Raw genomic sequence first — 26,280 nt, 5'->3', positions numbered from 1 at the left:
AAACAGCCTTTTATTTCTTTAGCGTATTTTAGTAAGAAAATGCTGAATGCTATCGTTTTAACAGAAGTGTGGAGAGTGAGGAAATAATGGAAAGTAGAATTTTTGACTTTTCCGTCATATGGAATGTCATTCCTCGTTTATTAGAATATCTTGATGTCACATTGGCAGTATGTTTTTTTAGCGTATTGTTTGGGTCTTTATGGGGAATTTTGCTAGCATGGGCGAAATTGGGAAAAAATCCGATACTTTCCGTATTAGCAACAGGCTATATTTACATTATGCGTTGCACGCCAGCTATTGTGTTGTTATTTTTGGTATTTTATGGCTTGCCGCAGCTGATTTCCGTATTATTTCATTACGATATAAACGGTTTTCATCGTGCTATTTTCGCCATTATTACCTTTGTGTTGTTATTTGGTGCGTACATGGCAGAAGTGTTTCGAGCAGCCTATAGTGCGGTTTCTCATGGACAATATGAAGCGGCAATTACCGTAGGATTATCGCCATTTAAAGCAGTGTTATTAATTATGTTGCCACAAGCCGTAGTCATTGCACTGCCGAATTTTGCTAATTCCACCACTAATTTGTTAAAAGACAGTGCCTTAGCCTATACCATTGGTTTAATTGACTTAATTGGGGCGGGCAATTTGATTATTGCTCAAAATTACGGGGCATATGGGGTGGAAATTTACACCGCTTGTATTTTGATTTATTGGGTGATTGTGTTTTTATTGGAGCGTTTATTTATGTATGTTGAAAATAAACTCAATAAAGACAGATCCTTAGCTGAAACGCCAAATTCGCAAAAATCCCCTTGGCTCACCCGCTTTTGGATTCGTAAAAGGGAGGCATAAATGGAAGTGGATTATGAATTTCTGTATCGCACCTTTTTTACCATTTGGCAAGGTGCAGGTGTCACTTTATCGCTGACGGTTTTATCGCTTTTGATCGCTTTTGTGCCTGCACTTTATATGGCGGTGGTCAGACTTGGGGGCGGAAAAATCGGGGCAAAACTCGTGTCGGTTTATGTTTCTTTTATCCGTGGCACGCCGATTATTCTGCAAATTTTATTAATTTACAGCCTACTGCCCAGCTTTTTAAATGCGTGGTTGAAACAAATGGGCAGTAATTTTAATATTTTTGATGCCATTGATCCATTCTGGTACGCCGTTGTGGTTTTCTCGCTGAATACCACGGCGTTATTATCAGAAATTTTTAGAGCCGCCTTTTTCGCTATTTCTAAAGATCAACTGGAAGCAGGCATTGCTGTCGGATTATCCCGTTTTCAAACCTATACTCGAGTGATTATTCCGCAAGCCTTGGTGATCGCCATGCCCGCCTTGGCGAATTTAACCTTAAATTTGATTAAAGGTACAAGTTTGGCATTTTTGATGACCGTAAAAGACATTACAGCAATCGGCAGAATAGAAGCCTCTTATGGTTATAACTATGTAGAAGCCTATTTTGATGTGTTTTTGGTGTATATTATTATTTGCTCCATTGTGCAGTTTTCGTTCAATTCAGTGGAAAAGCATTTAGGCAGATACCGCAATATTTAGGTTGTAAATAAATAGCCCTTATTTAGGGCTATTTTTTTATTTGAAATAAAAAATTCTGTTAGGGGTATGGATATTTTTGTTATAGTATTAGGGCATTATTTGGAGAATAAGAATATGAAATTTATAGATGAAGCCTTAATCAGAGTGGAAGCCGGTGATGGCGGGAGTGGTTGTGTCAGTTTCCGTCGTGAGAAATTTATTCCGAAAGGTGGTCCTGACGGTGGTGACGGTGGTGACGGTGGGGATGTGTATTTAATTGCCGACGAAAACCTCAACACCTTGATTGATTACCGCTTTGAAAAACGTTTCGCCGCTGAACGGGGCGAAAATGGACGTAGTTCAGATTGTACGGGAAAACGGGGCAAAGACATTACCTTGCGTGTGCCAGTCGGCACTCGAGCCATTGATAATGATACGAAAGAAGTCTTGGGTGACTTGACCCAAAATGGCGCTAAAATGCTGGTGGCAAAAGGCGGTTATCATGGTTTGGGCAATACCCGTTTTAAATCCTCGGTCAACCGTGCGCCTCGCCAAAAAACCTTAGGTACACCAGGGGAAAAAAGGGATTTGCAACTGGAATTAATGTTATTGGCGGATGTGGGTATGCTCGGTTTACCCAATGCGGGAAAATCTACCTTTATCCGTGCGATTTCGGCAGCAAAACCGAAAGTGGCCGACTATCCTTTTACAACGTTAGTGCCCAGTCTAGGGGTGGCTCGTATCGGTTCTGATCGTAGCTTTGTGGTGGCGGATATTCCGGGTTTAATTGAAAATGCCTCAGAGGGGGCGGGTTTAGGTATTCGTTTCTTAAAGCATTTAGAACGTTGCCGAGTGTTGGTGCATTTAGTGGATATTGCCCCGATTGATGAATCGGATCCCGCAGATAATATTGCGATTATTGAAAATGAATTATTTCAATACAGCGAAAAATTAGCCGAAAAACCTCGTTGGTTAGTGTTTAATAAAATTGATACCATGTCGGCAGAGGACGCTCAACAATTAGCCAAGGATATTGTCGAACGTCTCGGGTATGAGGAAGAATATTTCTTGATTTCTGCTGCAACCGGTAAAAATGTGTCCGATCTCACCCGTGAAATCATGGATTTTATTGAGGCGAACCCAAGAGAAGTTGAAGATGAAAATCCACAAGCTGAGGAAGTGAAATTCAAATGGGATGATTATCATCAACAAGCCTTAGAGACTGCAGAAGAGAGTGATGATGACTTCTGGGACGATTGGTCAGAAGAAGATGATGAGGGCGTCGAAATTATTTACGAACGTTAATTTCTCACAAAAGACAGGCACCGCACTTCATCATAAAAAGTGCGGTGTTTTTTTGGCTAATTTTGACGGAATTTGCTAGGCGAGAGGAATTTTCCCTAAGTTTGGGCTGACATAGCCCGAATAATTATGTTAGTATTTTCCCTTTATACTTTTTTGGAAACTTATTTTATGTTAAATCTATTACAACGTTTTTTCAAAATGGAATCCGCCAGTGGCATATTGCTATTAGTGTTTGCCGTGCTTGCCATGGTATTGGCCAATAGCTCTTGGCAAGCGGATTACTTTGATTTTTTAGATATTCCCGTTAGCGTACAATTTGGTTCTTTTGCCATTAATAAAACCTTTATCCATTGGATTAATGATGGCTTTATGGCGGTATTTTTTGTACTTGTTGGGCTGGAAGTCAAACGTGAGATCTTAGAGGGATCCTTATCCAGTTATCAGCAAGCGATTTTCCCTGCTTTTGCGGCAATTGGGGGAATGGTGATTCCCGCTGTGATTTATTGGTTACTCACTCAACACCAACCAGAATTGGGTAATGGTTGGGCGATTCCGATGGCGACGGATATTGCCTTTGCCTTGGGGATTGTGGCGTTATTGGGTAAGCGTGTGCCGTTGCCGTTAAAAGTATTTTTATTGGCTCTGGCGATTATTGACGATCTGGGCGCTATTGTGGTGATTGCGCTGTTCTTTTCCTCTGATTTAAGCGTCCTTGCCTTAACGATTTCGGCCGTGGCAATTCTGGCGTTGGTGGTGTTAAATCGCCTTAAAGTCGGTCATCTCTGTGCCTATATTATGGTGGGTTTAGTCTTGTGGGCAGCCGTGTTAAAGTCGGGTGTTCATGCGACATTGGCAGGGGTGATTATTGGTTTTTGTATTCCTTTAAAAGATAAAAACGGCCACAGTCCGTTGCATACATTGGAGCATATTTTAGCGCCTTGGTGTTCTTTCTTTGTGTTGCCATTGTTTGCTTTTGCCAATGCGGGCGTATTTTTAGGTGGCATTAGTCGTGACATGCTGCTTTCCGCTTTACCGCTCGGCATTACCTTAGGGTTGTTAATAGGCAAACCACTCGGGGTGTTTGGATTTAGCTATTTCTCCATTAAATTAGGCGTCGCCAAATTGCCAGAGGGTGTTCAACTCAAACATATTTTTGCCATTGCGGTGTTATGTGGTATCGGGTTTACGATGTCAATGTTCTTAGCCAGTCTGGCCTTTGAGGGGGAAGTGGATAATGCAATTAACACCCTATCTCGATTGGGCGTGTTATTAGGATCTTGCTTATCGGCTATTTTAGGTTATGCGTTGTTAAGATTAAGTACCAAAAACACTTAAAAAATGCACCGCACTTTCAAGCTAATTAGGTAGAAAGTGCGGTGATTTCATTCCATACATGTCATAAAAGTGGTTACGGTAATTTTGCCAATACACAATATCCTATTTCTAGTCCAACAATTTGGTATTCCGTATCGGCACAAATAAAGGCAGATTCTCCTTGTTTGAGTTCAAGTGCGGTATTTTTATCACTGATTTTTAGACTGCCTTGCATGACCAATAAAATGGTCGCACTTTCTGCCTTCTCATTGATTTGGACTGCATTATCATAACGTACATTTGCCAAGGCAAAGTCTTTAGCAGGTGTGGTATAGGTAAATGATCCATGATGTTGTGGGGCAGTTGGAATTAATTCAGGGATCACTTCACGGCAATCAATCACTTTGAGTAATTCATCAATATCCACATGTTTAGGCGTTAAACCACCACGGATCACGTTATCGGAACACGCCATTAATTCAATATTTTGCCCACGTAAATAAGCGTGCGGAATACCAGCATCTTGGAAAATCCCTTTGCCTTGTTTGACTTCAACGATATTAAATAAATAGAAACACATTAAGCCCGCATCTAATTTTTCTAATGAAATGTTCATTTCTTTTTGGCTATATAAGACCCAATAATCAGGATTTTCTGGACGTAAATCTTCAAGCCGATTATCTTCAAAGATAGGCAATAGCCAATTTGCTAATTGCGTTTGGTTTGCTTGCATAATCTCTGAATAGAAACGGTGTAAATCCTGAGTTTCTAAGTGATCTGCTAAGGCTTTCAATGACGTACGTTCACGCAATGTTTTTAGAATTTCTGTTTTCGGTTTGAAACCGTGCAATAACCAGAAATCGGATAAGGCAATCATCATTTCGGGTTTATGGTTATTGTCTTTGTAAGTGCGTTTCGGATCTTTTAAATCAATACCACGTTCATTTTCTGTCGCAAAGCCAATTTCAGCTTGCTGTTTGGTTGGGTGTAGTTGAATAGAAAGCGGTTGTTTCACATCCAAAATTTTGAGTAAATAGGGCAGTTCATCACCGAAAATAGTACGACTTTGTTTACCAAGAACCGCTGGATTTTCACGGATAAATTGATCTAAAGGTATTTTTTGACTCGCTACTTCAAGCATAGATGGCGAAGAAGTATGTGCACCAAGCCACCATTCGGCATAAGGTTGATTTTTTTGAGCGGTAAAGCCGATTAAATGGGGAATATAGTTTTCGCCACCCCATGCGTATTGTTGGGCGGTGCCAGTGAGTTTGTAAAGTGCGGTCATTTTTGTTCCTGTTTTTCTTGTTTTGGGCGTTGTGATTTTTGCTGTTTGTAGCCACCGAAAAATTGTACCACTTGATCGACGTCAGTTTGTTCGGTGAGTTGTGCCACAAGGCGTTTTCCGTTGGTGAGATCAAACACCAGTTTGAACTCATCGGCTAAATTAATTTGGCTTATTTTAGCAAATTCAATAAAAAAGTTCTCAAAGAAAAAGCCGTCTTTTTTTAAGATCAACATGGGGGAGCGGAAAAATGCCATATACAGGCTGAGTAAAATTAAAAAAGCCAGTAAATACAAGGTATCAGGGGCAATATTTCCCTCGGTTTGCCAAATAATAATGCCGATTAGAGCAACAAAAATGAGGCTGTCTAATTTCGTGCGTTTTTTTAACCGCACTTTGAGTTGGGTTTTGCCTTTTCTTTTGTCTAATCCAAATTGTTCGTAGAATGCGTAGGCAAAAAAGGCCAGAATGTAGAGAATGAGAATGGTGTTGGTCATAGCGGTGAATGATAAATTAGATTGGAACGATAACAGCCTCTCCCTTTGGGAGAGGACGGAGAAAATCCGTCAGGATTTTCGGGAGGTGAGGGGTTAATGACCCTCACCCTCACCCTAGCCCTCTCCCAGAGGGAGAGGGGATTTTATGGGGTGAGGATTGTGGGGAATTAAGCTAAAATCCCTGTTGCCGCACCAAGGATACCGATAACAAAAATACCGATAATAATCCAAAGGGCATTCACACGGTTACGTAGTAACCACATACAAGCAAAGGTAAATAGCAATGGCAATAACCCCGGCATTAAGCTGTCTAAAATGCTTTGTACGGTAGTGATTTCAGTGGTGCCGTCTTGTTTTTGGATAGTAGAAACCACTAATGGGACGTTAATGCTGGTCCATTTTTGGACTAATGCCCCCATAATAAACAAGCCGAGAATAGAAGCTCCCTCCGTGAGTTTTTGCAATAAGCCACCACTCATATCTTGTACCACGTCCAAACCTTTTTTGTAGCCGTAAGTCACGCCATAATAACGTGTACCTAAACGTACAAGATTGAACAGAATAAAGAATAATAAAGGCCCTAAGATACTGCCCGTTAAGGCCACACCTGCACCTAATGCAGCGAATACTGGACGAGCTGTCCCCCAATAAATTGGGTCGCCCACACCGGCTAATGGTCCCATCAGACCCACTTTGATACCGTTGATGGCAGCATCATCAATTTCTTTACCGTTCGCACGTTGTTCTTCCATCGCAATGGTTACACCTAAAACAGGGGCTGCCACGAATGGTTGGGTATTAAAGAATTCAAGGTGACGTTTAATGGCATCTTTACGTTCTTGTGAGTTCGGATCGGGGTATAAACGTTTGATTACAGGCACCATTGAATAGGCGAAACCTAAGGCTTGCATACGCTCAAAGTTCCAAGAACCTTGGAATAGGTTTGAACGTAATACCACGGAATTTAAATCACTTTGGGTGACTTTTTTGATTTCAGTTGTCATTTTTATTACCCCATTAATCTAATCTGTTGTCCAGATCGTTGTTGTTTGCGACCACTTGCACCACTTGTTGCGATTTGTTGTATTTCGGGTGAAGTTGAATGTAAAGTGCGGCCATAATGGCACCAAGAATACCTAAGGCAACAAGGTTGAAGTCAGTAAAGGCGGCAACCACGAAACCTGCGTAGAAGAATGGCATTAAGTGACCTGCACGCATCATATTAATCACCATCGCATAACCGACCACGGCAATGATACCACCGGCAATTTTTAAGCCCATGGTGACCACTTCAGGAATCGCTCCTAACATGGCTTGAACGGTATCTGTTCCTGCGGTTAAAGCAACGATTAAGGCTGGGATGGCAATACGCATGGCTTGTAATAACAAGGCAGAGCAGTGGATCCAGTCTAAACGGTTAAGATTACCGTCTTCAATGGATTTATCTGCCGCATGTTGGAATGCCACGGTAATGGCACGTACCACATAGGTTAATACTTGACCGGCTGCCGCTAATGGAATAGCTAAAGCGATAGCGGTTGGGATTTCTTGTCCACCTACGATAACCAAAATGGTTGACACCACAGAGGCAAGAGCGGCATCTGGTGCAAGAGCGGCACCAATGTTCATCCAGCCTAAGGCTAATAATTCTAATGAACCACCAATGATGATCCCAGTTTTCATATCACCTAGCACTAAACCAATAAGTGTACAGGCAATTAACGGACGGTGAGTTTGGAATTCATCCAAAATCGATCCCATACCAGAGATACAGGAGACTAAAAATACAAGTACGATTTGTAACGTTGTAATTTCCATAATAATTTCCTTAGATTAAGTTATTTTTCTTTAAAAGATCCATCATATATTGACGGCTATCGTTAGACACTTTACGTACATCCAACTCAATGCCTTTGGCATCAAGGGCTTTGAATGCCGCAATATCTTCGTCGTTCACGGCTACCGCACTGGTCACCATTTTCTTACCTTCTTTGTAAGAAATACCGCCGATATTGATAGACTTAAATTCTACGCCAGCGTCAGATAAACGTTGTACATCCGTTGGGTTAGTGAATAACAACATCATACGCTCACCGGCATATTCAGGGTTGTTATAGACACGGATCATTTTGTCCACCGGCACCACGTGAGCAGTGACACCCGGAGGGGCAACGCTTTTTAACATGGTGGAACGCACGCTGTCTTTGGCAACATCATCATTCACCACCACAATGCGAGTGACTTTGCTTTCTTTGGTCCAACGAGTGGCTACTTGACCGTGAATTAAACGGTCATCAATACGAGCTAAACCGATAACTAAATGTCCTTCCGCATTCGGAGTCACTACTGCCGGTTCAGCTGGTTTTGCTGGTGCAACAGGAGCGGCTACTTGAACCGGTTTTTCTTCTGGTTCATCAAAACGCAATGCACGCACGCCAGTACGACCTGTTTCAAGGGCAATGGCAGTGAGTTCTTCAAGGCTTGGATTATCATCACGAGCCATAAAGGTTTCCACTAACATTGGCACGTTCACGCCAGTGACAACGTTCATATTGTCTTGATCATTGGCTACACGGTTGGCCGCATTAAACGGACTCCCGCCCCAAGTATCTACCAAGAATAACACTTGATCACAATGAGCAAGCTCATTGGCCAGTTTTTCTTGGTATTTGCCCATAATGGTTTCTGCATTTTCACCTGGCACAAAATCAATTGTGGCCACGTTTTCTTGCTCACCAATCAGCATTTCGGTGGTTTTTAGCAACTGGTTTGCTGCCACACCGTGGGTTGCAATAATAATTGCAATAGTCATGGTTGACTCCTTTGGTCTGAAATTAAGGTGAGCTATTCTAATATGAATTGAGTTGCTTTGCACGTTTCAGCACCATATTTTCATTAATATGTGATCAAGATCAGTTTTTTTAAACAAAGTGCGGTAAAAATAAACAAAAAAATAGGTATCACAAGGATACCTATTATGTATTTGAGAGAGTTTAGCGTTAGATAGCAATCACTGAAGCAATCACAGCAATAGAATAAATTGCAGCTAAACCATAGAAAATTAATCCACCGTTTGGTACGTGTAATTTCACGTCGTGCATACCATGATGTACACGGTGTAAGCCCATCCACATTGGGAAAACAGCTAACGCTAAGATGATTAATTTTCCTAACCAGTGATGGCTAAAGGCAATAATGCCATTCGCTGAAATGATATCAAAAGGCAATAAAATACCTAAAATCAGGATTAATGCTGGGAAAGCTAATGCACTAATGGCACTGCCTGCACTAAACAATAACCAGACAGGTGGCTCTTGCGAACGTTTTGGATTTTGATCTACCATCGTTATTTCTCCTTACATGAACGCTAAAATCAACAGCACAACACTGACCACAGCGAAAACCACATAGAATCCTTTGCGGATTAATTCTGATTTCACGCCTAAGGTTCCAGACATCACTTCACCCGACATATGGAAAAATGTCACCGAGTGTAGAATGGAGGCAGCGATTGACACGAGATTTAAAATAACCACGATAGGGTTTTGTAAAAATGGCACAAAGTTTGTGGTAAATCCATTTTCACTGCCTAAGGTGATGATACCGTAAAGCAATACTAAGCAGAACCATACGGCAGCGAAAGCCGTCGCTTCACGCAACATATAGAATTTGTAAAAATCCCATTTTTTCCACCAAGTTGCGGTCATTTCACGGCGGTATTTATTACGTTTACTTACTAATTCAGTCATAATTCCCCCTACGCTTTTGGTTTAAGCATGGAAATTAGATAGTCTTTGGCACTTTCTAATTTGCTTTGGTTAATGGCGGCGGCTGGGTTGACGTGTTTCGGACACACTTCAGAACATGCCCCTACGAACGTACAAGACCAAACACCGTTGTCACCGTTGATAATTGGCATACGTTGTGCTTTAGCATGATCACGGTTATCTAAATTATAACGGTGAGCCAAGGTTAACGCTGCTGGACCGACAAACTCAGGGTTTAAACCAAATTGTGGGCAAGCTGCATAGCAAAGACCGCAGTTGATACACATGGAGAATTGACGGTATTTTTCCAACTGTTTTGGTGTTTGTTTGGTACGACTTTTCGCTAATTCCACTGACGGATGTGGTTGACCATCTAACTCTGGCATTTTGTTGCCAATAATATAAGGTTTGATGGCTTCTAGGCTTTCAATAAAGTGGCTTAAATCTACCACTAAATCACGCTCAATCGGGAAGTTCGCTAATGGTTCAATTCGCATGTGACCACTGTAATCACGTAAGAACGTTTTACAAGCGAGTTTAGGTTTATTATTCACCATCATACCGCAAGAACCACAAATCGCCATACGGCAAGACCAACGGTAAGAAAGCTCAGGTTCAAGTTTATCTTTAATATAACCTAACGCATCTAATAAAGAGGTTTGGTTATCGTAAGGGACTTGGTAAGTACATAAGTGCGGTGCTTTATCCACTTCAGGATTATAGCGTAGCACTTCTACGGTCATCATAGATTCATTAGCCATTTGCATTCTCCCCTTTGTTAGCGGCAGCTTTGGCTGCTTCGGCGGCATCCGCTTCCGCACCGTAAACACGTTTCGCCGGTTGTGATTTCGTAATCTTCACTGGGCTGTATTCAATGCGAGGTGCATTGTCGCCATTGTAATAGGCTAACGTATGTTGCAAGTAATTCACATCATCACGTTCAACAAAGTCTAAACGTTGGTGAGCACCACGTGATTCTTTACGTTCAATCGCTGAGTTGGCAATAGATTGTGCTACGTCTAAGATATAACCTAATTCAACGGTATAAAGCACGTTGGTATTGAACACGCTTGAACGGTCTTGAATACGAATACGTTTATAACGTTCTTTCAATTCGGCAATTTTATCCACGGTGGCTTGCATGCTTTGTTGGTCACGATAAATACCACAACCTTCTTCCATGGACATGCCCATTTCTTCACGAATTTCTGCCCAACTTTCGTTACCTTCTTGGTTGTATAAATCTTCCAAGCGTTTAACAATATCACGAGCTTGGGCATCCACTGCGGCTTGATTGATTTGGACATTTTCAGTGGCACGTTCAGCGGCGTATTCACCGGCTACACGACCTAATACCACTAATTCCGCTAAGGAGTTAGAGCCTAAACGGTTGGCACCATGTAAACCAGAAGAGGCACATTCACCGACAGCGAATAAACCACGAATTCGAGTTTCACTGTTGAAATCTACTTCAATCCCCCCCATGGTGTAATGCACCACTGGACGCACTGGAATTGGCTGTTCAACAGGGTTTACACCCTCATAGGCTTGAGCTAATTCACAAATAAACGGTAAACGTTCGTGTAAATATTTTTCACCTAAATGACGTAAGTCCAAACTCACCACATCCACACCTTTAGCGGTTTTGAGTGTGTTACCTTTACGCCATTCTTGCCAGAATGCTTGGGATACTTTATCACGAGGACCTAATTCCATATATTTGTTTTCAGGTTTACCCACTGGCGTTTCAGGGCCTAGACCATAGTCTTGTAAATAACGGTAGCCATTTTTATTTAATAAAATACCACCCTCACCACGACAACCTTCGGTCATCAAAATACCGGTATTCGGTAAGCCAGTTGGGTGATATTGCACAAATTCCATATCACGTAATGGCACGCCATGACGATAGGCCATAGAAAGGCCATCACCGGTCACGATACCGCCGTTAGTATTAAATTTGAATGCACGGCAACCACCGCCAGTGGCAATTACTACGGCTTTGGCGTTAATTTGGATGAGTTTCCCTTCCATCATGTTCATTGCCACTAAACCACAAGCATGACCATTATCGGTTAAAATATCTAACACGAAATGTTCATCAAAGCGTTGGATTTGAGGATATTGAATAGAGGTTTGGAAAAGTGTGTGTAACAAGTGGAAACCGGTTTTGTCGGCCGCAAACCACGTCCGTTCGATTTTCATCCCACCGAAACGACGTACGTTTACATCACCATCTTGTTTACGAGACCAAGGACAGCCCCAACGTTCAAGTTGTGTCATTTCTACGGGTGAATGTTGAACAAAATATTCTACCACGTCTTGTTCACATAACCAGTCACCACCCGACACGGTATCGTTAAAGTGTTTATCGTAGCTATCTTCTTCTTTGATAACCGCCGCTGCACCACCTTCGGCGGCCACAGTATGGCTACGCATTGGATAAACTTTTGAAACTAAAGCGATTTTAAGATTCGGATTTTCTTCTGCCGCAGCGATTGCAGAACGCAAACCACCACCACCAGCACCGACTATCGCAATATCTACATTGACTATTTGCACGATAATGTTCCCCCACAGTTGGAATAAAATGATTAAGGATAATGTTACTTAAATTTTAATAAATTACTATCTCTTTTTTCATCTAATGATTAGAAATGTGATCTAGCTCAAATTTCTCATAAAAAACACCGCACTTTAATAAAAATGAGAATTATTATAGGGTTAGATTCAGGGCTTTTATGTCGATTATTTATGGCTAACTGGGCGGAAGTGATCTTTTTATGGCAGGATTATTGTATTTCTGGGTTTGGTATTTTAGGTAATTCACGTTAAAATAGCGACACTTTTTATTTATTGATTATCTATTTATGTCAACAGAAACTCAATGGCAGCCCACTGCGCCAATTAAGAACTTATTAGCCCGTGCCAAAATCATGGCGGAGATCCGACGCTTTTTTTCTGAACGTGGCGTGTTAGAAGTAGAAACCCCGATTTTAAGCGAATTTGGGGTGACGGATGTGCATTTGTCTACCTTTAGCACGGAATTTACTGCGCCTTTTAATGCACAATCTAAGACCCTCTGGCTCAATACTAGCCCAGAATATCATATGAAACGCTTATTAGCGGCGGGTTCAGGCGCCATTTTTCAGCTTTGCCATGTTTTCCGTAATGAAGAGGCGGGGCAACGGCATAATCCAGAATTTACCATGTTAGAATGGTATCGTCCGTTCTTCGATATGTATCGTTTAATTAATGAAGTGGATGATTTATTACAGAATATTTTAGATTGCGAACCTGCTGAAAGTTTAAGCTATCAATTTGTTTTTCAAGAATATGTGGGTTTAGATCCGCTGTCTGCCTCCAAAGCGGAATTGGTTAATAAGGCGAAACAACATCATTTTATCTGTGATGAAACGGAAGAACGAGATACATTATTACAATTTCTGTTTAGTGAAGTAGTGGAACCCAAAATTGGTCAAGATCGTCCTGTGGCGATTTACCATTTTCCCGCCAGTCAAGCCGCATTAGCTCAAATTAGCTCAGAAGATCACCGAGTAGCGGAACGTTTTGAGTTTTATTACAAAGGGTTAGAGTTAGCCAATGGTTTCCATGAATTGACTGATGCCCATGAGCAAGCTAATCGTTTTGAGCAAGATAATCAATTGCGCCAAAAATTAGGCTTACCGACTCGAGCGATTGATACACGTTTGTTGGCCGCCCTACAAGCTGGCATGCCGAATACATCAGGGGTGGCATTAGGCGTGGATCGTTTGATCATGATTGCATTGGGGGCAGAACGCATTGAACAAGTGCTGTCCTTTGGGATCACAAACGCCTAGCGCTAAATAACAGTTGCAAAAGCAAGGCGACAACTTTAAACTTAACAGCTTAATTTTATCTTTTATTTTTAGGAAGCAAAGGCTATTTATGGATACGCAGAAGCACGTTATCGAAAATTCTACCGCAACCGTCGGTGAGGTTTTTCGTCAGGCGCGTCAACAATTAAATTTAACGATTGAGCAAGCCGCTGAACAAGTGAATTTACGCCCGTCGGTGATAGAACATATTGAAAACAATGAATTTGTACAGAAAAATATCCCAGCCACCTTTATGAAAGGCTATGTGCGTAATTATGCTGAATTCTTGAAATTACCCGCCACATTATGGGCTGATGGCAAGATTGATTTTGGTGGCACCGCAAGAAATGATTTAAATAAGCATGTTAAAGTCAAAAAAGTGGTAAATCCGCATTCCTCGCATAGTCGTTGGATTGGCTGGTTAACAGCCTTGGTGGTGTTATTTGTTATTGGCATGACCGCACTTTGGTGGTGGGAAAATTACCAACAAACCAATGCAGAACGGGATAATTTAGTGCAAAATTATGTGCCTGCGCAAGAGTCAACTCCGACCGTAAGCCAAGCGACCAATGCAATGGCACCCGTGGATAATCAGGCAACCTTGGCCCCTCCACCTCAGACGGAAAGTGCGGTGGAAATGGGGACAGAAAATAACAACACGGCCACGAGCAACGATCTTAGCGCAACTTCGGGGCAAACGGATAGCACTGTTACGAGTAATACGGCGCAAGCCATGTTATTACAGCATAGCACCTCGGATAATACCGTTGAGAATACCACCGCAGACAATGCTGTGACAGAGAATTCAGCGAGCGATAATAATACGTCAAGCACCGCTGATAGCGCATTGACAGGGGATTTACAAATTGAAATAACCGCCGCCACCAGTTGGATTGCGGTGCGTGATAGCAAACGTCATAATTTAGTGACACAAAAAGAATATAAACAAGGTGAAGTGATCACGTTGGACGGAAAAGGCCCTTATGCCTTAACCATTGGGGCGCCGTCGAATGTAAAAATTACCTATAAAGGCGAAAATTACCCATTGAAAATTGATGGGCGAGTGGCTCGCATTAAATTACAATAATCACGGAAATTATGTCAGCTTTTAAACCAACCATTAAACGTCGTGAATCGACAAAAATTTATGTAGGCAAGGTGCCAGTGGGCGGTGATGCACCGATTGCGGTGCAATCCATGACCAACACCCGAACCACGGATGTGGATGCCACCGTGGCACAAATTAAAGCGCTTGAACGAGTCGGGGCAGATATTGTACGTGTTTCCGTGCCAACCATGGACGCCGCTGAGGCCTTTAAGTTAATCAAGCAACAAGTGAATGTGCCGTTAGTGGCGGATATTCATTTTGATTATCGCATTGCTTTAAAAGTAGCAGAATACGGCGTAGATTGCTTGCGGATTAACCCCGGTAATATCGGCCGTGAAGATCGTATTCGTGCCGTGGTGGATTGTGCCAGAGATAATAATATCCCGATTCGTATTGGTGTGAATGCCGGTTCATTGGAAAAAGATCTGCAAGAAAAATATGGCGAACCGACCCCTGAGGCTTTGTTAGAAAGTGCATTGCGTCATGTGGAAATTTTAGACCGTTTAAACTTCGATCAATTTAAGGTGAGTGTCAAAGCCTCTGATGTTTTTTTAGCGGTGGAAAGTTACCGTTTGTTAGCCAAAGCGATTAAACAACCGTTACACCTTGGGATTACCGAGGCAGGTGGCGCCAGAGCGGGGGCGGTCAAAAGTGCGGTGGGTTTAGGCATGCTTTTAGCGGAGGGTATCGGCGATACCTTGCGAGTATCATTAGCAGCGGATCCTGTGGAAGAAATCAAAGTCGGTTTTGATATTTTAAAATCCTTACGTATTCGTTCGCGTGGCATTAACTTTATTGCCTGCCCAACCTGTTCTCGCCAAGAATTTGATGTAATTGGCACGGTGAATGCCTTAGAACAACGTTTGGAAGATATTATCACCCCAATGGATGTGTCGATTATCGGTTGTGTGGTAAATGGACCGGGCGAGGCTTTGGTATCGGATTTAGGCGTGACCGGTGGTAACAAAAAAAGCGGTTATTATTTAGATGGTGAACGCCAGAAAGAACGTTTTGATAATGACGCATTGATCGATCAGCTTGAGGCCAAAATTCGAGCTAAAGTGTCTCAACAAGATCCCAAAAACAGAATTATTTAAGGAAATATTGTGGCAAAAACCATTCAAGCGATTCGGGGAATGAATGACTGTTCCCCAACAGAAAGCCCATTATGGCAATGGGTAGAAAGTCAAGTACGCCAAGTGTTAGCGAGCTATGGTTATGCTGAAGTGCGTATGCCGATTGTGGAAAGTACGCCGTTATTTGCACGTGCCATTGGCGAAGTGACCGACGTGGTATCAAAAGAAATGTATACCTTTTGGGACAATGATGAACAGCTCACCTTGCGCCCAGAGGGAACCGCCGGTTGTGTGCGTGCGGCAGTAGAACACGGTTGGATTTATAATAATGAACAACGTTTGTGGTATATTGGTCCGATGTTCCGCCATGAACGTCCACAAAAAGGGCGTTATCGTCAATTCCACCAAGCGGGCGTGGAAATTTTTGGTATTGCGAATCCCGAAATTGATGCGGAATTGATTTTACTCACTGCACGTTTATGGAAAGCATTAGGGATCGATCAGCATGTAGCGTTACAATTAAATTCCATTGGTTCATTAGAGGCTCGCCAAAATTACCGCTCTGCCTTAGTGGATTTCTTGCAAAATCATTTGGATTTAATGAACGAGGAAGAAAAAGAACGCTTAGTTAAAAATCCATTACGTATTTTAGATACCAAAAATCAGGCGTTACAAGAGGTGTTAAACAATGCACCGAAATTGTTAGATTATCTAGACGAGGAAAGCCGTGAGCATTTTGCTCAACTCTGTGCTTTACTTGATAATATGGGGATTCAGTATGAAATCAACCCGAAACTGGTACGTGGCTTAGATTACTACAATAAAACCGTGTTTGAATGGGTGACTACTGCATTAGGTGCGCAAGGCACGGTTTGCGGTGGTGGTCGTTATGACGGCTTAGTGGAACAACTAGGCGGACATGCAACTCCGAGTGTGGGTTTCGCCATGGGTTTAGAACGTTTAGTGTTGCTAGTGCAAGAAGTGAACCAAGCTATTCCAGTACAAAGTGCGGTGGATATTTACCTTGTTTTTGCAGGTGAAGGAACCACGTTGGCAGCGTTTAAAATTGCTGAAAAACTCCGCTCAGAATTACCGCACTTACGTATTATGACCCATTGTAGCGGTGGCAAATTCCAAAAACAATTTAAACGTGCCGACAAAGTCGGGGCAAAATTTGCTATTGTGATTGGTGAAACTGAAGTACAATCTAACCAAGTGGTGGTAAAAGATTTATTAGGCAATGCAGACCAACAAACCGTTGCCGTGGATGAATTAGTAGCTTATTTAACTCAAGCATTTAAGGAATAAATTATGGCTTATAGTAGTTTAGAAGAACAAGAACTGAATGAAATTAAATCTTGGTGGAAAGAAAATTATAAAAGCCTGATTGCTGCCGTGATTATTGGCGCTGGAGGGGTCTTTGGTTGGCGTTTTTGGCAAGATTACCAAATGAGCAAAGCGCAACAAATGTCAGCACAATATGAGCAAGCGGTGTATAGCAATGTGGATGCTACGACAAAAAATACGCAAATTGATGCGTTTGTGAAAGAACATAGTAAAACAGGTTATGCGACTTTAGCCTTATTGGAAAAAGCCAAAAGTGCGGTGCAAAATCAAGATTTTTCTCAAGCAGAAGTGGCATTAAAAGACTCCATGGCACAAGCACCAGATGAAATTTTGTCCTCAATTGCGGGTATTCGTTTAGCTGAAATTCAGTTACAACAAGACAAATTTGATGAGGTATTAAGCACCTTAAATTTAGTCAAAGACGCAACATGGGAAAGTCGGAAAAATGTCCTCACAGCAAAGGTTCAATTAGCCAAAGGCGATAAGGCCACAGCTAAACAAACCCTTGAGAGCGTATTGAAAAACGGTTCGGCATTGGAACAGCAAGAAGTGAAAGTGTTGTTAAATAATTTGTAATGATAACGAAATAAATGAATGGCTCGGTGAAAACTGAGCCATTTTTTTATTCAAATATAACGAAATGCTATAACATAGAAAAAAAGATTATTGGCTGAGATAAATTCGCTTATATAAAATTTTGCCATCAATATGAATTAGAGAATTATCGTAATGGCGTCACATATTATTGATTTTTTAACCCTTGGTAATAATTTTAGTACCCCTGAAATGCGGGAAGTGTGGTCAGAAACCAATCGACTACGTAAGCATGTTGAAATTGAAGTAGCGCTAGCGAAAGCGGAAGGAGAACTTGGTGTGATTCCAGCCGAGGCAGCGGCGAAAATTGCCACCAAAGCCGATCCTAGCCAGTTTGATTTAGATACCATTGCAGAGGGTATTGCTCGTTTGAAACATTCTTTTATGGCGACCATTAATACCCTGCAAAATCAATGCGGGGAAGCTGGAGAATTTGTACATTATGGCCCGACTACGCAAGATATTGTGGATACAGGGACGGTATTGCAGCTCAAAGAAGCCTTTGCCATTGTGGAGCGTGATGCTAAATTGGTGGCACAGGAACTCAAAATTCAAGCCAAAAAATATCAATATGCTGCGATGGTGGGTCGAACTCATGGGATGCAAGCTTTGCCAACCACTTTTGGTTTTAAACTTGCCGTCTGGCTCGATGAATTTATTCGACATTTAACTCGCTTACAAGAAATCAAGCAGCGAGTGTTAGTTGGCAATATCAGCGGTGCGATCTGTACTTACGCTTCGTTTGGCGAAAAAGGCCCAGAAGTGGAACAACGTACGTTGGATTTATTAGGCTTGAATACGCCGAATATCGGCTGGCAATCGGCGCGTGATCGTTTTTCTGAATATGCCTCTGTGATTGCCTTAATCAGCGGTACATTGGGCAAAATTGGCAATGAACTGTATAACCTAATGCGAACCGAAATTAACGAAGTGGAAGAACCGTTCAGTGCAGGTAAAATCGGTTCAACTACTATGCCACATAAACGCAATCCCGCCATGTTAGAGGGCTTAGCCAGTCTGACTTCACCGCTATTTAAAAGTGTGGCATTGATTCATGAGTCCATGCGGGTGGAACATGAACGAGATGCTATGAGTTGGCGTGCGGAATGGATCGCCCTGCCTGAAATCAATTTGTATATTGCGGCTCAATTAAGTATTGCTTTAAATGTGTTGCGTGGTATGAAAGTCAATCAACAGCAAATGTTGAAAAATCTTGAATTGCAAGGTGGCTTGTTGTTATCTGAAAAAGTGATGTTTGAGTTAGGCAACCGCTTGGGCAAACAAACTGCTCACCACTTAGTTTATGAATGTTCCATGCAAGCCTTTGAGCAACAACGTCCGTTTTTAGATGTGTTAAGCGAAAACACCGAATTGGTGAAACATTTGGATAAAGCTGAGCTTGCTAGCTGGTTAAAAGCAGAAAATTATCTTGGTGCAGCCCCGCAAAAAGTGGATGTAGTGATTGATTTTGCGGAAAAATCGGGATTGTTGGTATGACAAAAACCATTCGGAAAATCACCGCAGTTGACGCATTGGAATACCAAAAAGTGGTGCATCAAGCCTATCAAGCCGTTACTGAATTAGGTATTCATTTCGCCGCCGCATCAGCGGATTTAAACACCGTGCAAAATCATATCAACAGCAATTTGGTGTATGGTTTATTTATTGACAATCAGCTGGCTTGCACTCTCAGTTTACGTTTGCCTTGGGGCAATAATCCTGGACCTTATGGCGTACCGCATATAGGTTGGGTGGCAACACATCCTGATTTTAAAAAGCAAGGTTTGGCTGCCCAATTGCTCAAGTGGGTTGAACAAGAAGTCTTGGCAGCGTTGAAAGTTCCTTTTGTGACCTTAGGCACGGCAGAGAATCATCCTTGGTTAGCAAATTTTTATTTTCATCAGGGGTTTGAAGTAGTGGGACGAGCGGATTTAACACCTGATCATACAACGATTTATTATCGGAAAATTCTTAATCCTATGCTATTTGAATTATGGTCAACACATCATCCAAATCGTATTAAATTTAATTCTTCACTATAAGGAATCCAAACTATGTTTATGAAAAAAATGGCGTTTACGACCGCACTTTTAAGCTCAATTATGTTATCTGCTTGTGGTGACAAGCCAGCGGAAAAAACAGTATCTACTCCAGCGACAGAAAGCAAAGTATTGCATATCGGTAGCACAGGGCAGAGTTATCCGAATGGTTTCAAACAAGACGGTAAATTAGTGGGATTCGATGTTGAAACCACGGAAGCGATTGCCAAAGAATTAGGCTACACCGTTGAGTGGACGAATGCTGAATTTGCTGGCTTAATGGGGCAATTAGATGCAGGTCGACTAGATACCGTAGCAAATGCGGTGGCAATTACCGAAGCTCGTAAAGCAAAATATGATTTTACCCAGCCTTATAGCTATTATGGTAGTCAAATCGTCACCCATAAAGATAATACTGACATCAATACCTTTGCGGATTTAAAAGGTAAAACTATTTCGGGGGTACTGGGTTCAAATCATATTAAGAATTTAGAAAAACAATTTCCAAATCACGAAGTGACAGTAAAAACCTACGAAACCCGTGATGGCGCAATGAAAGACTTAGAATTTAAACGGGTGGACGGCTACATCAATTCTAAACCTATTTTATTGGCGGAAATTAAGCGTAGCAACCTGCCGTTTAAATTAGTGGATAAACCATTAGTCATTGAACAAGTGGGGTATGGTTTTAATCGTACGGAAAAAGGTGAAAAATTGCGTGCTGAATTTGATCAAGCTATCACAAAATTAAAAGCTAACGGGACGATCAAAGCGTTGTCTGAAAAATATTATGGTGCGGATATTACCACACCTGAACAGTAATCTAGGCTAATGGGAGTATTCAATGTGTCCATTTTGGTTATCGTAATAGATGGGATCGTTTATGAATTTTGACCTCAGTTATTTTTTCAGTGTTTTTCCTGAAATTATTGCCTATTTGCCTACGACCTTGCTGATTTCAATTGTTTCTATCCTATTTGCCACTGTTTTTGGCTTAGGGATTGCTTTAGTGCGGGTACAGCGTTTCTTCGTGGTGGATCAATTATTCGCCTTATATATTTCGCTATTTCGTAGTATGCCATCAGTGGTGTTGCTCTTTCTCGTTTATTACGGTTCACCACAAATCGTGCCTGCAATGGTGAGTATGCCAGCATTAATGGCAGCGATTATTTGTTTTACGTTGAAATATTCTGCTTATTTAGCCGAAATTTTCCGTGCGGGTTTGGAATCTGTAGATAATGGACAGCGTGAGGCAGGAAGTGCAGTGGGGTTAAGTCAGTTACAAATTTATCGTCACGTTGTTTTACCTCAAGCCTTTAATAATGCGTTGCCGAGCACGGGGAATATGTTTATTTCCTTATTAAAAGATTCATCGGTGGCGTTTTTTGTGGGGGTGCCTGAGTTGTTATCTGCTGCAAAATTAATGACCGTAGAATCTTATAAATTTTTTGAAACTTATTTAGCCGTGGGGATTGTATATTGGTTAGTCGTGATTCTTTATTCATGGTTGCAAAAAAGCCTAGAAACCAAGTTATCTGCACCTTATAAACGTTAAACATGAGGGATGTAAATATGATTAAAATTGAAAAACTTTCTAAATCCTTTGGGTCAAATCATGTGTTAAAAAATATTGATTTGTATATTCAAGAGGGCGAAGTAGTCGCTATTATTGGACCCTCTGGGTCGGGTAAGTCCACCTTGTTACGTTGCTTAAACTTGCTAGAAAAACCTAATTCAGGGCAAATTAGCATTGCGGATGTTTCTTTGAATGCGGAGAAATATTCCCATAAAGAAGAAACCCAATTACGTCATCAATCCGCGATGGTGTTTCAAAGCTATAATCTCTTTAAAAACAAAACGGCGTTGGAAAATATTATCTTATCACCGATTGTCGCACAGAGAATGAATCCTGAAGAGGCGAAACAACTCGGGCTGAATTTATTGAAACAAGTCGGCTTAGAACAACAGGCAAATCAATATCCCTCCACGTTATCAGGTGGTCAACAACAACGGGTGGCGATAGCCCGAGCTTTAGCGGTTAAACCTAAGGTTTTGTTATTTGATGAACCGACATCGGCATTGGATCCAGAGCGAGTTAATGAAGTATTGCAGGTAATCCAACAATTGGCTAAACAAAAAATTACAATGGTCATTGTGACACACGAAATGGAATTTGCGAAGAACGTCGCCGATCGTGTGGTGTTTATGGCAAATGGTGGGATTGTAGAACAAGGACCAGCAAAACAGGTGATCGGCAAGCCACAGCATGAATTAACGAAACGATTTGTCCGTCAATTTGCGGATCCAGTAGAGTTTTATATTTAATGCAAGGAAAACAATGGGCGGAAAAAATCTTGGCAACGCCAATCATTACCGATCAAACCGTGATAAATGTGGCGTTACAAGGTATAACTGATTATTTTGCAAGTCTATTATCGGCTCGTCAGGAAAAGGATGTTGTTCAGCTTAAACAGATGTTATTACAAGAAGGAGGGAATCCGACAAGTTGGTTTATTGGACATTCGCAAAGCGGCACCGCTCGTCAAGCAGCATTATTAAATGGTTTTCAGGCACATTATTTAGATTATGATGACGTACACGAACAGGTTAGGGGGCATCCTAGTGCGGTGATTTTATCTGCACTTTTGGCGAGTATCAAGCCGACCACACCACCCCTTAATAGCCAACGTTTTTTAACGGCTTATATCATTGGCGTGGAAGTTATGGCAAGATTAGGTGAAGTGATGAATCCACAACATTATAATCAAGGTTGGCATGCCACAGGGACTCTCGGGGGAATTGCTGCTGTTGCGGCTGTTACATATTTGCACCAGCTAGATTTTTTAGATCAGGCGTTGAGTTTAGCCGCAACACAAGCGGCGGGCTTACGTCTAATGTTTGGTTCATCGGTTAAGCCACTACATGCTGGTCTTGCTGCTCAAACAGCAATTCAAACGGTAGAATTATTGCAAGCCGGTTTGGCTGCTCCCACGGATTTTTTAGATAAAGAACAAGGCTTTATCCGCGTTTATGCTGGCTCAAGGGGTGAACTTGACTTCTCTGATTGGGGAATTTCTTGGCGAATTAAAACCCCTGGGTTATGGTTTAAAACCTATGCCTTTTGTTCTGCCGCTGCGACTGTAGCAGATGCAGCAAAACTGTTAAAAAAAACACCGCAATTTTGCTTAGAAAATATTGAAGAAATTGAACTGATTTTTAACCCTAAAGGCGATGCGGCGTTGATTTATCAGCAAATTCAGGAACTAGCACAAGGGCGATTTTGTGCAGAATACATTGTGGCAAAAATTTTGTTGGGTGAAGAGATCGAACAGTCTGCCTTTGTTTCTATCCCTGTGGGCGAAAATGTGCAAAAAATGATGGCAAAAATGCACCGCCGTTACCAAACTAATGCAACGAATACTCGCTTTGGCGAAGTGAAATTGCGGTTAAAAAAAGGTGAGTTTTTATCACAACGTATTGTACATCCCAAAGGGAGTCCGCAAAATCCTTACGCCAGTTCTGAATTGTTAAAGAAACTAGAATATGCCTTAGGAAATCAACAGATTAGCGATGATCTTTATCGCAATATTCAGGCTCTCGCACGAGGGCAATCTATGCAAGATTTTATTGAAAAATACAGGGAAATATGATGAAAACTTTTGAAAGCCTGACGGCACAATATTCTGATTTGGCAGAACAACTCATCCGTTTTCGCCGAGAACGTCATCAGAATCCAGAACTCTCTAACCAAGAATTTGAAACCACCAAAGCCTTGCGGGCGGAATTAGAAAAATATCAAATTACGATTTTGGATTTACCGCTTAAAACAGGATTGGTCGCTGAAATTCAAGGTGAACCTACAGGGAAAATCGTGGTACTACGCTCGGATATTGATGCGTTACCCATTTTAGAAGAAAGTGGCGTGGATTATGCCTCCCAAAAGGAGGGTGTAATGCACGCTTGTGGTCACGATTTTCACCAGACCGCAGCGTTAGGGGCGGCGATTTTATTAAAGCAACGTCAAGAAGACCTTAAAGGCACTGTGCGGATTTTGTTCCAAGCGGCTGAAGAAACAGGGTTGGGGGCATTGGATGTGATTAACACAGGCGTGTTGAATGATGCCGATGTGATTTTTGGTATTCACAATGATCCTACTTTGCCCGTGGGGGTCTTAGGGACGAAGCCAAATGCTCTGACGGCAGGCGTAGATCGTTTTGAAATTAAAATCAATGCTAAGGGGGCTCATGCTGCACGTCCGCACGATGGTAATGATCCGATCATTATTTTGGCTCAGCTTATTAATGCGGTGCAATCAATAATGAGTCGTAATGTGGCATCTAATGAAAATGCAGTGGTATCAATTACCCAAGTGCATAGTGGTAATACGTGGAATGTGATTCCTGATAATGCTTATTTAGAAGGTACAGTGAGAAGTTTCAATCAATCTGTGCGTGAGCAAATTGAGCAACGTTTTAGAACGATTATTGAGGGTATTAAATTCGCATTTGATGCGGATATTCAGTTATATTGGCACGCAGGTCCACCGTCTGTAATGAACAGTCCTGAATGGATTGATTTTGTCCTAGATATTGCTCGTCAAAATGGCTTTGAAGCAAAATTGGTGGATGCCAGTCCAATCGGAGAAGATTTCGCATTTTATCAACAAAAAATCGCAGGGGTCTTTATTATGATTGGTTCAGGCGGGCCTTATGCTTTGCATCACCCAAAATTCCGTGTAGATGATACCGCACTTTTCCCAACAGCGAATTATTTGGCCGCATTGGCAACGGAATATTTGGCATTACATCCATAAAAAAACGGGCTTTCGCCCGTTTTACTTTTTTCAGACATTAGTCTGCTTTCCGAACATTAAACACTTCAATTTCTGCGGGTTTGAACACTTCTTGATCCACTTTGCCTTGAATGATAATTCGATCATCTGGTGTGATGGTAAAACCATTCCAGGCGTGATCATCTACTTCAATTTTAATTTGCCCTGTGGCATCTTTAAAATAAAATTCATCATCATCAATTTGGCTAGCGATTTGACCCGTTAAGCTGACAATCGTATCATCACTGGCTTTTAATGCTTGAGTAACGGTCATCGTCGTGCCAGCATAGCCACCTGCGAAACCGCCTTTGTGGTTATTATCAAAACCCGCCAGTGCGGTACTTGAAATCGCAATCAGTGCGAGAGTGAGTAATTTTTTCATCTGTTGTTCTCCCTTTAATACCTTGATCTATCAATTAATGTTTACTAAGTTCAAAGACTTCAACTTCATTTGCTTTATGTGAATCACGATCTACTTTACCCCGAATGGTAATACGATCACTGCGAGTCACGGTTTGATTATTGAAAACATGGTCATCAATTTCGACTTTGATTTTGCCAGTATTATCTTTGAAATAAAATTCGTCATGATCCACTTGACTGACAATATAGCCTGTCAAGGTGACAACGCTATTATCACGGGCTTGCAAGGCTTGAGCAACCGTCGTTGTCCCACTAGAAGATGACACAGTATTGGTTGTCGCTGTGTTGCTAAATCCAGCAAAGGCGGTAGTTGATGCTGCGATAAGTGCGATAGCTAATAGTTTTTTCATTTTTTCTCCTTGTTAATATATGTTGCCGTGCGAGTACACTGCTTGGGAAAGCTGTTTGGCTTTCATTGGTGTTAATTAGAACATGTAAATCTTAATTAAATATTAAGAAAGGAAGAATTTTTTGAAAAAAAATCGGCTCATTTGAGCCGATTGCTATTATATCTTAGTAAAAATTACTTCGCATGTTTCTCAAAACGTTCGCTAACAAAATCCCAGTTCACAACATTCCAGAATTCTTTAATGTAGTCTGGACGGCGGTTTTGGAATTTCAAGTAGTAAGCGTGTTCCCAAACGTCTAAGCCTAATAATGGGAAACCTTCGCAACCTGCAATATCTTTACCCATTAATGGGTTATCTTGGTTTGCAGTAGAAACCACCGCTAATTTGTTTTCTGCTGTTACGACTAACCATGCCCAACCTGAACCGAAACGTGTAGCAGCCGCTTTTTCAAATTCTGCTTTAAACGCATCAACTGAACCAAAATCACGTTCAATAGCGACTTTTAATGCACCTTGTAAGGTCGTGCCTTTTTTCAATGATTTCCAAAATAAGCTGTGGTTAGTGTGTCCACCAACATTGTTACGCAATGCTGCAAATTTATCCGCAGGCACATTCGCCAAATGTTTTTTCAAAAATGAACCTGGGCAACCTTGATTAGCTAATTCTGCTAATGCAGGATTTGCTTCTAATACCGCATTGGCATTGTTAACATAGGCTTGGTGATGTTTGCTATGGTGAATTTCCATAGTTTGTGCATCAAAATGGGGTTCTAATGCGTCATAGGCGTAGCCTAATTCTGGTAGAGTGTATGCCATAATATTTTCCTTTTTTAATGAGTTATTATGTATTTTTGTAGAATCTCTCTACAAATTCCAACACCATATTAACAAAAAATTTGATTTAGATCAGTAAAAATGTAAATTTTTTGTTAAAAGGGCGTGATTGG

Annotated in this window: 28 protein-coding genes; 16 read left to right on the top strand and 12 right to left on the bottom strand. The window is 41.5% G+C overall.

Annotation, left to right across the window (positions count from 1 at the left end):
- The first annotated feature begins 86 nt into the window (after positions 1-86).
- From ACTG7L_RS07325 to nhaA, 4 genes are all read left to right on the top strand, one after another.
- Positions 87-854, top strand: a complete 768-nt coding sequence (locus ACTG7L_RS07325) for an amino acid ABC transporter permease (RefSeq protein WP_439328015.1) — start codon at positions 87-89, stop codon at positions 852-854.
- Positions 855-1,559, top strand: a complete 705-nt coding sequence (locus ACTG7L_RS07320; RefSeq protein WP_439328014.1) for an amino acid ABC transporter permease — start codon at positions 855-857, stop codon at positions 1,557-1,559.
- A gap of 114 nt (positions 1,560-1,673) precedes the next feature.
- Positions 1,674-2,843, top strand: coding sequence for an Obg family GTPase CgtA (cgtA, locus tag ACTG7L_RS07315; RefSeq protein ID WP_439328013.1), 1,170 nt, complete (start codon positions 1,674-1,676; stop codon positions 2,841-2,843).
- Positions 2,844-3,011: 168 nt separating this feature from the next.
- Positions 3,012-4,178: a Na+/H+ antiporter NhaA gene (gene nhaA, locus ACTG7L_RS07310; protein WP_439328012.1), complete on the top strand. Its 1,167-nt coding sequence runs from the start codon at positions 3,012-3,014 to the stop codon at positions 4,176-4,178.
- 73 nt (positions 4,179-4,251) lie between these two features.
- Here nhaA and manA read toward each other — a convergent pair whose 3' ends face one another.
- From manA to frdA, 9 genes are all read right to left on the bottom strand, one after another.
- Complete coding sequence (gene manA / locus ACTG7L_RS07305; RefSeq protein WP_439328011.1) at positions 4,252-5,445, bottom strand: mannose-6-phosphate isomerase, class I; 1,194 nt, start codon at positions 5,443-5,445, stop codon at positions 4,252-4,254.
- Positions 5,442-5,939, bottom strand: a complete 498-nt coding sequence (locus tag ACTG7L_RS07300; protein ID WP_439328010.1) for a DUF986 family protein — start codon at positions 5,937-5,939, stop codon at positions 5,442-5,444. The genes manA and ACTG7L_RS07300 overlap by 4 nt, the downstream gene beginning before the upstream one ends.
- 167 nt (positions 5,940-6,106) lie before the next feature.
- Positions 6,107-6,943 carry a PTS mannose transporter subunit IID gene (locus ACTG7L_RS07295; protein ID WP_132302907.1) on the bottom strand — a complete coding sequence of 279 codons (837 nt, stop codon included), beginning with the start codon at positions 6,941-6,943 and terminating at the stop codon, positions 6,107-6,109.
- A 13-nt stretch (positions 6,944-6,956) separates the two neighbouring features.
- Positions 6,957-7,757, bottom strand: coding sequence for a PTS mannose/fructose/sorbose transporter subunit IIC (locus ACTG7L_RS07290; RefSeq protein WP_439239773.1), 801 nt, complete (start codon positions 7,755-7,757; stop codon positions 6,957-6,959).
- A gap of 10 nt (positions 7,758-7,767) precedes the next feature.
- Positions 7,768-8,751: a PTS mannose transporter subunit IIAB gene (manX, locus tag ACTG7L_RS07285; protein WP_439239772.1), complete on the bottom strand. Its 984-nt coding sequence runs from the start codon at positions 8,749-8,751 to the stop codon at positions 7,768-7,770.
- Between the two features lie 187 nt (positions 8,752-8,938).
- Positions 8,939-9,283 carry a fumarate reductase subunit FrdD gene (gene frdD, locus ACTG7L_RS07280; RefSeq protein ID WP_439328009.1) on the bottom strand — a complete coding sequence of 115 codons (345 nt, stop codon included), beginning with the start codon at positions 9,281-9,283 and terminating at the stop codon, positions 8,939-8,941.
- Positions 9,284-9,295: 12 nt separating this feature from the next.
- Positions 9,296-9,688: a fumarate reductase subunit FrdC gene (gene frdC / locus ACTG7L_RS07275; RefSeq protein ID WP_439239770.1), complete on the bottom strand. Its 393-nt coding sequence runs from the start codon at positions 9,686-9,688 to the stop codon at positions 9,296-9,298.
- Between the two features lie 8 nt (positions 9,689-9,696).
- Positions 9,697-10,467, bottom strand: coding sequence for a succinate dehydrogenase/fumarate reductase iron-sulfur subunit (locus ACTG7L_RS07270; protein WP_439328008.1), 771 nt, complete (start codon positions 10,465-10,467; stop codon positions 9,697-9,699).
- A complete protein-coding gene (frdA, locus tag ACTG7L_RS07265; protein ID WP_439257250.1) occupies positions 10,460-12,268 on the bottom strand; it encodes a fumarate reductase (quinol) flavoprotein subunit in 1,809 nt (602 codons plus the stop codon). The genes ACTG7L_RS07270 and frdA overlap by 8 nt, the downstream gene beginning before the upstream one ends.
- Before the next feature lie 308 nt (positions 12,269-12,576).
- On the opposite strand from frdA, the gene epmA reads away from it, so the two are divergent.
- The 12 genes from epmA (at position 12,577) to ACTG7L_RS07205 (ending at position 24,543) form a co-directional block, all read left to right on the top strand.
- Positions 12,577-13,548, top strand: a complete 972-nt coding sequence (gene epmA, locus ACTG7L_RS07260) for an elongation factor P--(R)-beta-lysine ligase (protein ID WP_439239766.1) — start codon at positions 12,577-12,579, stop codon at positions 13,546-13,548.
- A gap of 88 nt (positions 13,549-13,636) precedes the next feature.
- Positions 13,637-14,653 carry a RodZ domain-containing protein gene (locus ACTG7L_RS07255; protein WP_439328007.1) on the top strand — a complete coding sequence of 339 codons (1,017 nt, stop codon included), beginning with the start codon at positions 13,637-13,639 and terminating at the stop codon, positions 14,651-14,653.
- A gap of 11 nt (positions 14,654-14,664) precedes the next feature.
- Entirely contained in the window at positions 14,665-15,771 is a 1,107-nt protein-coding gene (gene ispG, locus ACTG7L_RS07250) for a flavodoxin-dependent (E)-4-hydroxy-3-methylbut-2-enyl-diphosphate synthase (RefSeq protein WP_439239764.1), read from the top strand.
- Positions 15,772-15,780: 9 nt separating this feature from the next.
- A complete protein-coding gene (hisS, locus tag ACTG7L_RS07245; RefSeq protein WP_439328006.1) occupies positions 15,781-17,058 on the top strand; it encodes a histidine--tRNA ligase in 1,278 nt (425 codons plus the stop codon).
- A 3-nt stretch (positions 17,059-17,061) separates the two neighbouring features.
- A complete protein-coding gene (locus ACTG7L_RS07240; protein WP_439328005.1) occupies positions 17,062-17,673 on the top strand; it encodes a YfgM family protein in 612 nt (203 codons plus the stop codon).
- A gap of 153 nt (positions 17,674-17,826) precedes the next feature.
- A complete protein-coding gene (purB, locus tag ACTG7L_RS07235) occupies positions 17,827-19,188 on the top strand; it encodes an adenylosuccinate lyase (protein ID WP_439328004.1) in 1,362 nt (453 codons plus the stop codon).
- Positions 19,185-19,733, top strand: a complete 549-nt coding sequence (locus tag ACTG7L_RS07230) for a GNAT family N-acetyltransferase (protein ID WP_439328003.1) — start codon at positions 19,185-19,187, stop codon at positions 19,731-19,733. The genes purB and ACTG7L_RS07230 overlap by 4 nt, the downstream gene beginning before the upstream one ends.
- Positions 19,734-19,745: 12 nt before the next feature.
- Positions 19,746-20,552, top strand: a complete 807-nt coding sequence (locus ACTG7L_RS07225) for an amino acid ABC transporter substrate-binding protein (RefSeq protein ID WP_439328002.1) — start codon at positions 19,746-19,748, stop codon at positions 20,550-20,552.
- 61 nt (positions 20,553-20,613) lie between these two features.
- Positions 20,614-21,285, top strand: coding sequence for an amino acid ABC transporter permease (locus tag ACTG7L_RS07220; RefSeq protein ID WP_439328001.1), 672 nt, complete (start codon positions 20,614-20,616; stop codon positions 21,283-21,285).
- A 17-nt stretch (positions 21,286-21,302) separates the two neighbouring features.
- Positions 21,303-22,055 carry an amino acid ABC transporter ATP-binding protein gene (locus ACTG7L_RS07215; protein WP_439328000.1) on the top strand — a complete coding sequence of 251 codons (753 nt, stop codon included), beginning with the start codon at positions 21,303-21,305 and terminating at the stop codon, positions 22,053-22,055.
- Entirely contained in the window at positions 22,055-23,380 is a 1,326-nt protein-coding gene (locus ACTG7L_RS07210; RefSeq protein WP_439327999.1) for an MmgE/PrpD family protein, read from the top strand. Before ACTG7L_RS07215 ends, ACTG7L_RS07210 begins: the two co-directional genes overlap by 1 nt.
- Entirely contained in the window at positions 23,380-24,543 is a 1,164-nt protein-coding gene (locus ACTG7L_RS07205) for an amidohydrolase (protein WP_439327998.1), read from the top strand. The genes ACTG7L_RS07210 and ACTG7L_RS07205 overlap by 1 nt, the downstream gene beginning before the upstream one ends.
- A gap of 37 nt (positions 24,544-24,580) precedes the next feature.
- On the opposite strand, the gene ACTG7L_RS07200 is transcribed toward ACTG7L_RS07205, so the two are convergent.
- From ACTG7L_RS07200 to sodA, 3 genes are all read right to left on the bottom strand, one after another.
- Positions 24,581-24,943: a YgiW/YdeI family stress tolerance OB fold protein gene (locus ACTG7L_RS07200; RefSeq protein ID WP_439327997.1), complete on the bottom strand. Its 363-nt coding sequence runs from the start codon at positions 24,941-24,943 to the stop codon at positions 24,581-24,583.
- Between the two features lie 34 nt (positions 24,944-24,977).
- Positions 24,978-25,334, bottom strand: coding sequence for a YgiW/YdeI family stress tolerance OB fold protein (locus ACTG7L_RS07195; protein WP_439327996.1), 357 nt, complete (start codon positions 25,332-25,334; stop codon positions 24,978-24,980).
- Between the two features lie 173 nt (positions 25,335-25,507).
- Complete coding sequence (gene sodA, locus ACTG7L_RS07190; protein ID WP_439327995.1) at positions 25,508-26,149, bottom strand: superoxide dismutase [Mn]; 642 nt, start codon at positions 26,147-26,149, stop codon at positions 25,508-25,510.
- Positions 26,150-26,280 lie beyond the last annotated feature (131 nt).

This window comes from Lonepinella sp. BR2357 (genome assembly GCF_051851525.1).
Taxonomy (GTDB): Bacteria; Pseudomonadota; Gammaproteobacteria; order Enterobacterales; family Pasteurellaceae; genus Lonepinella.
This window is presented reverse-complemented; position numbering and strand designations above follow the sequence as displayed.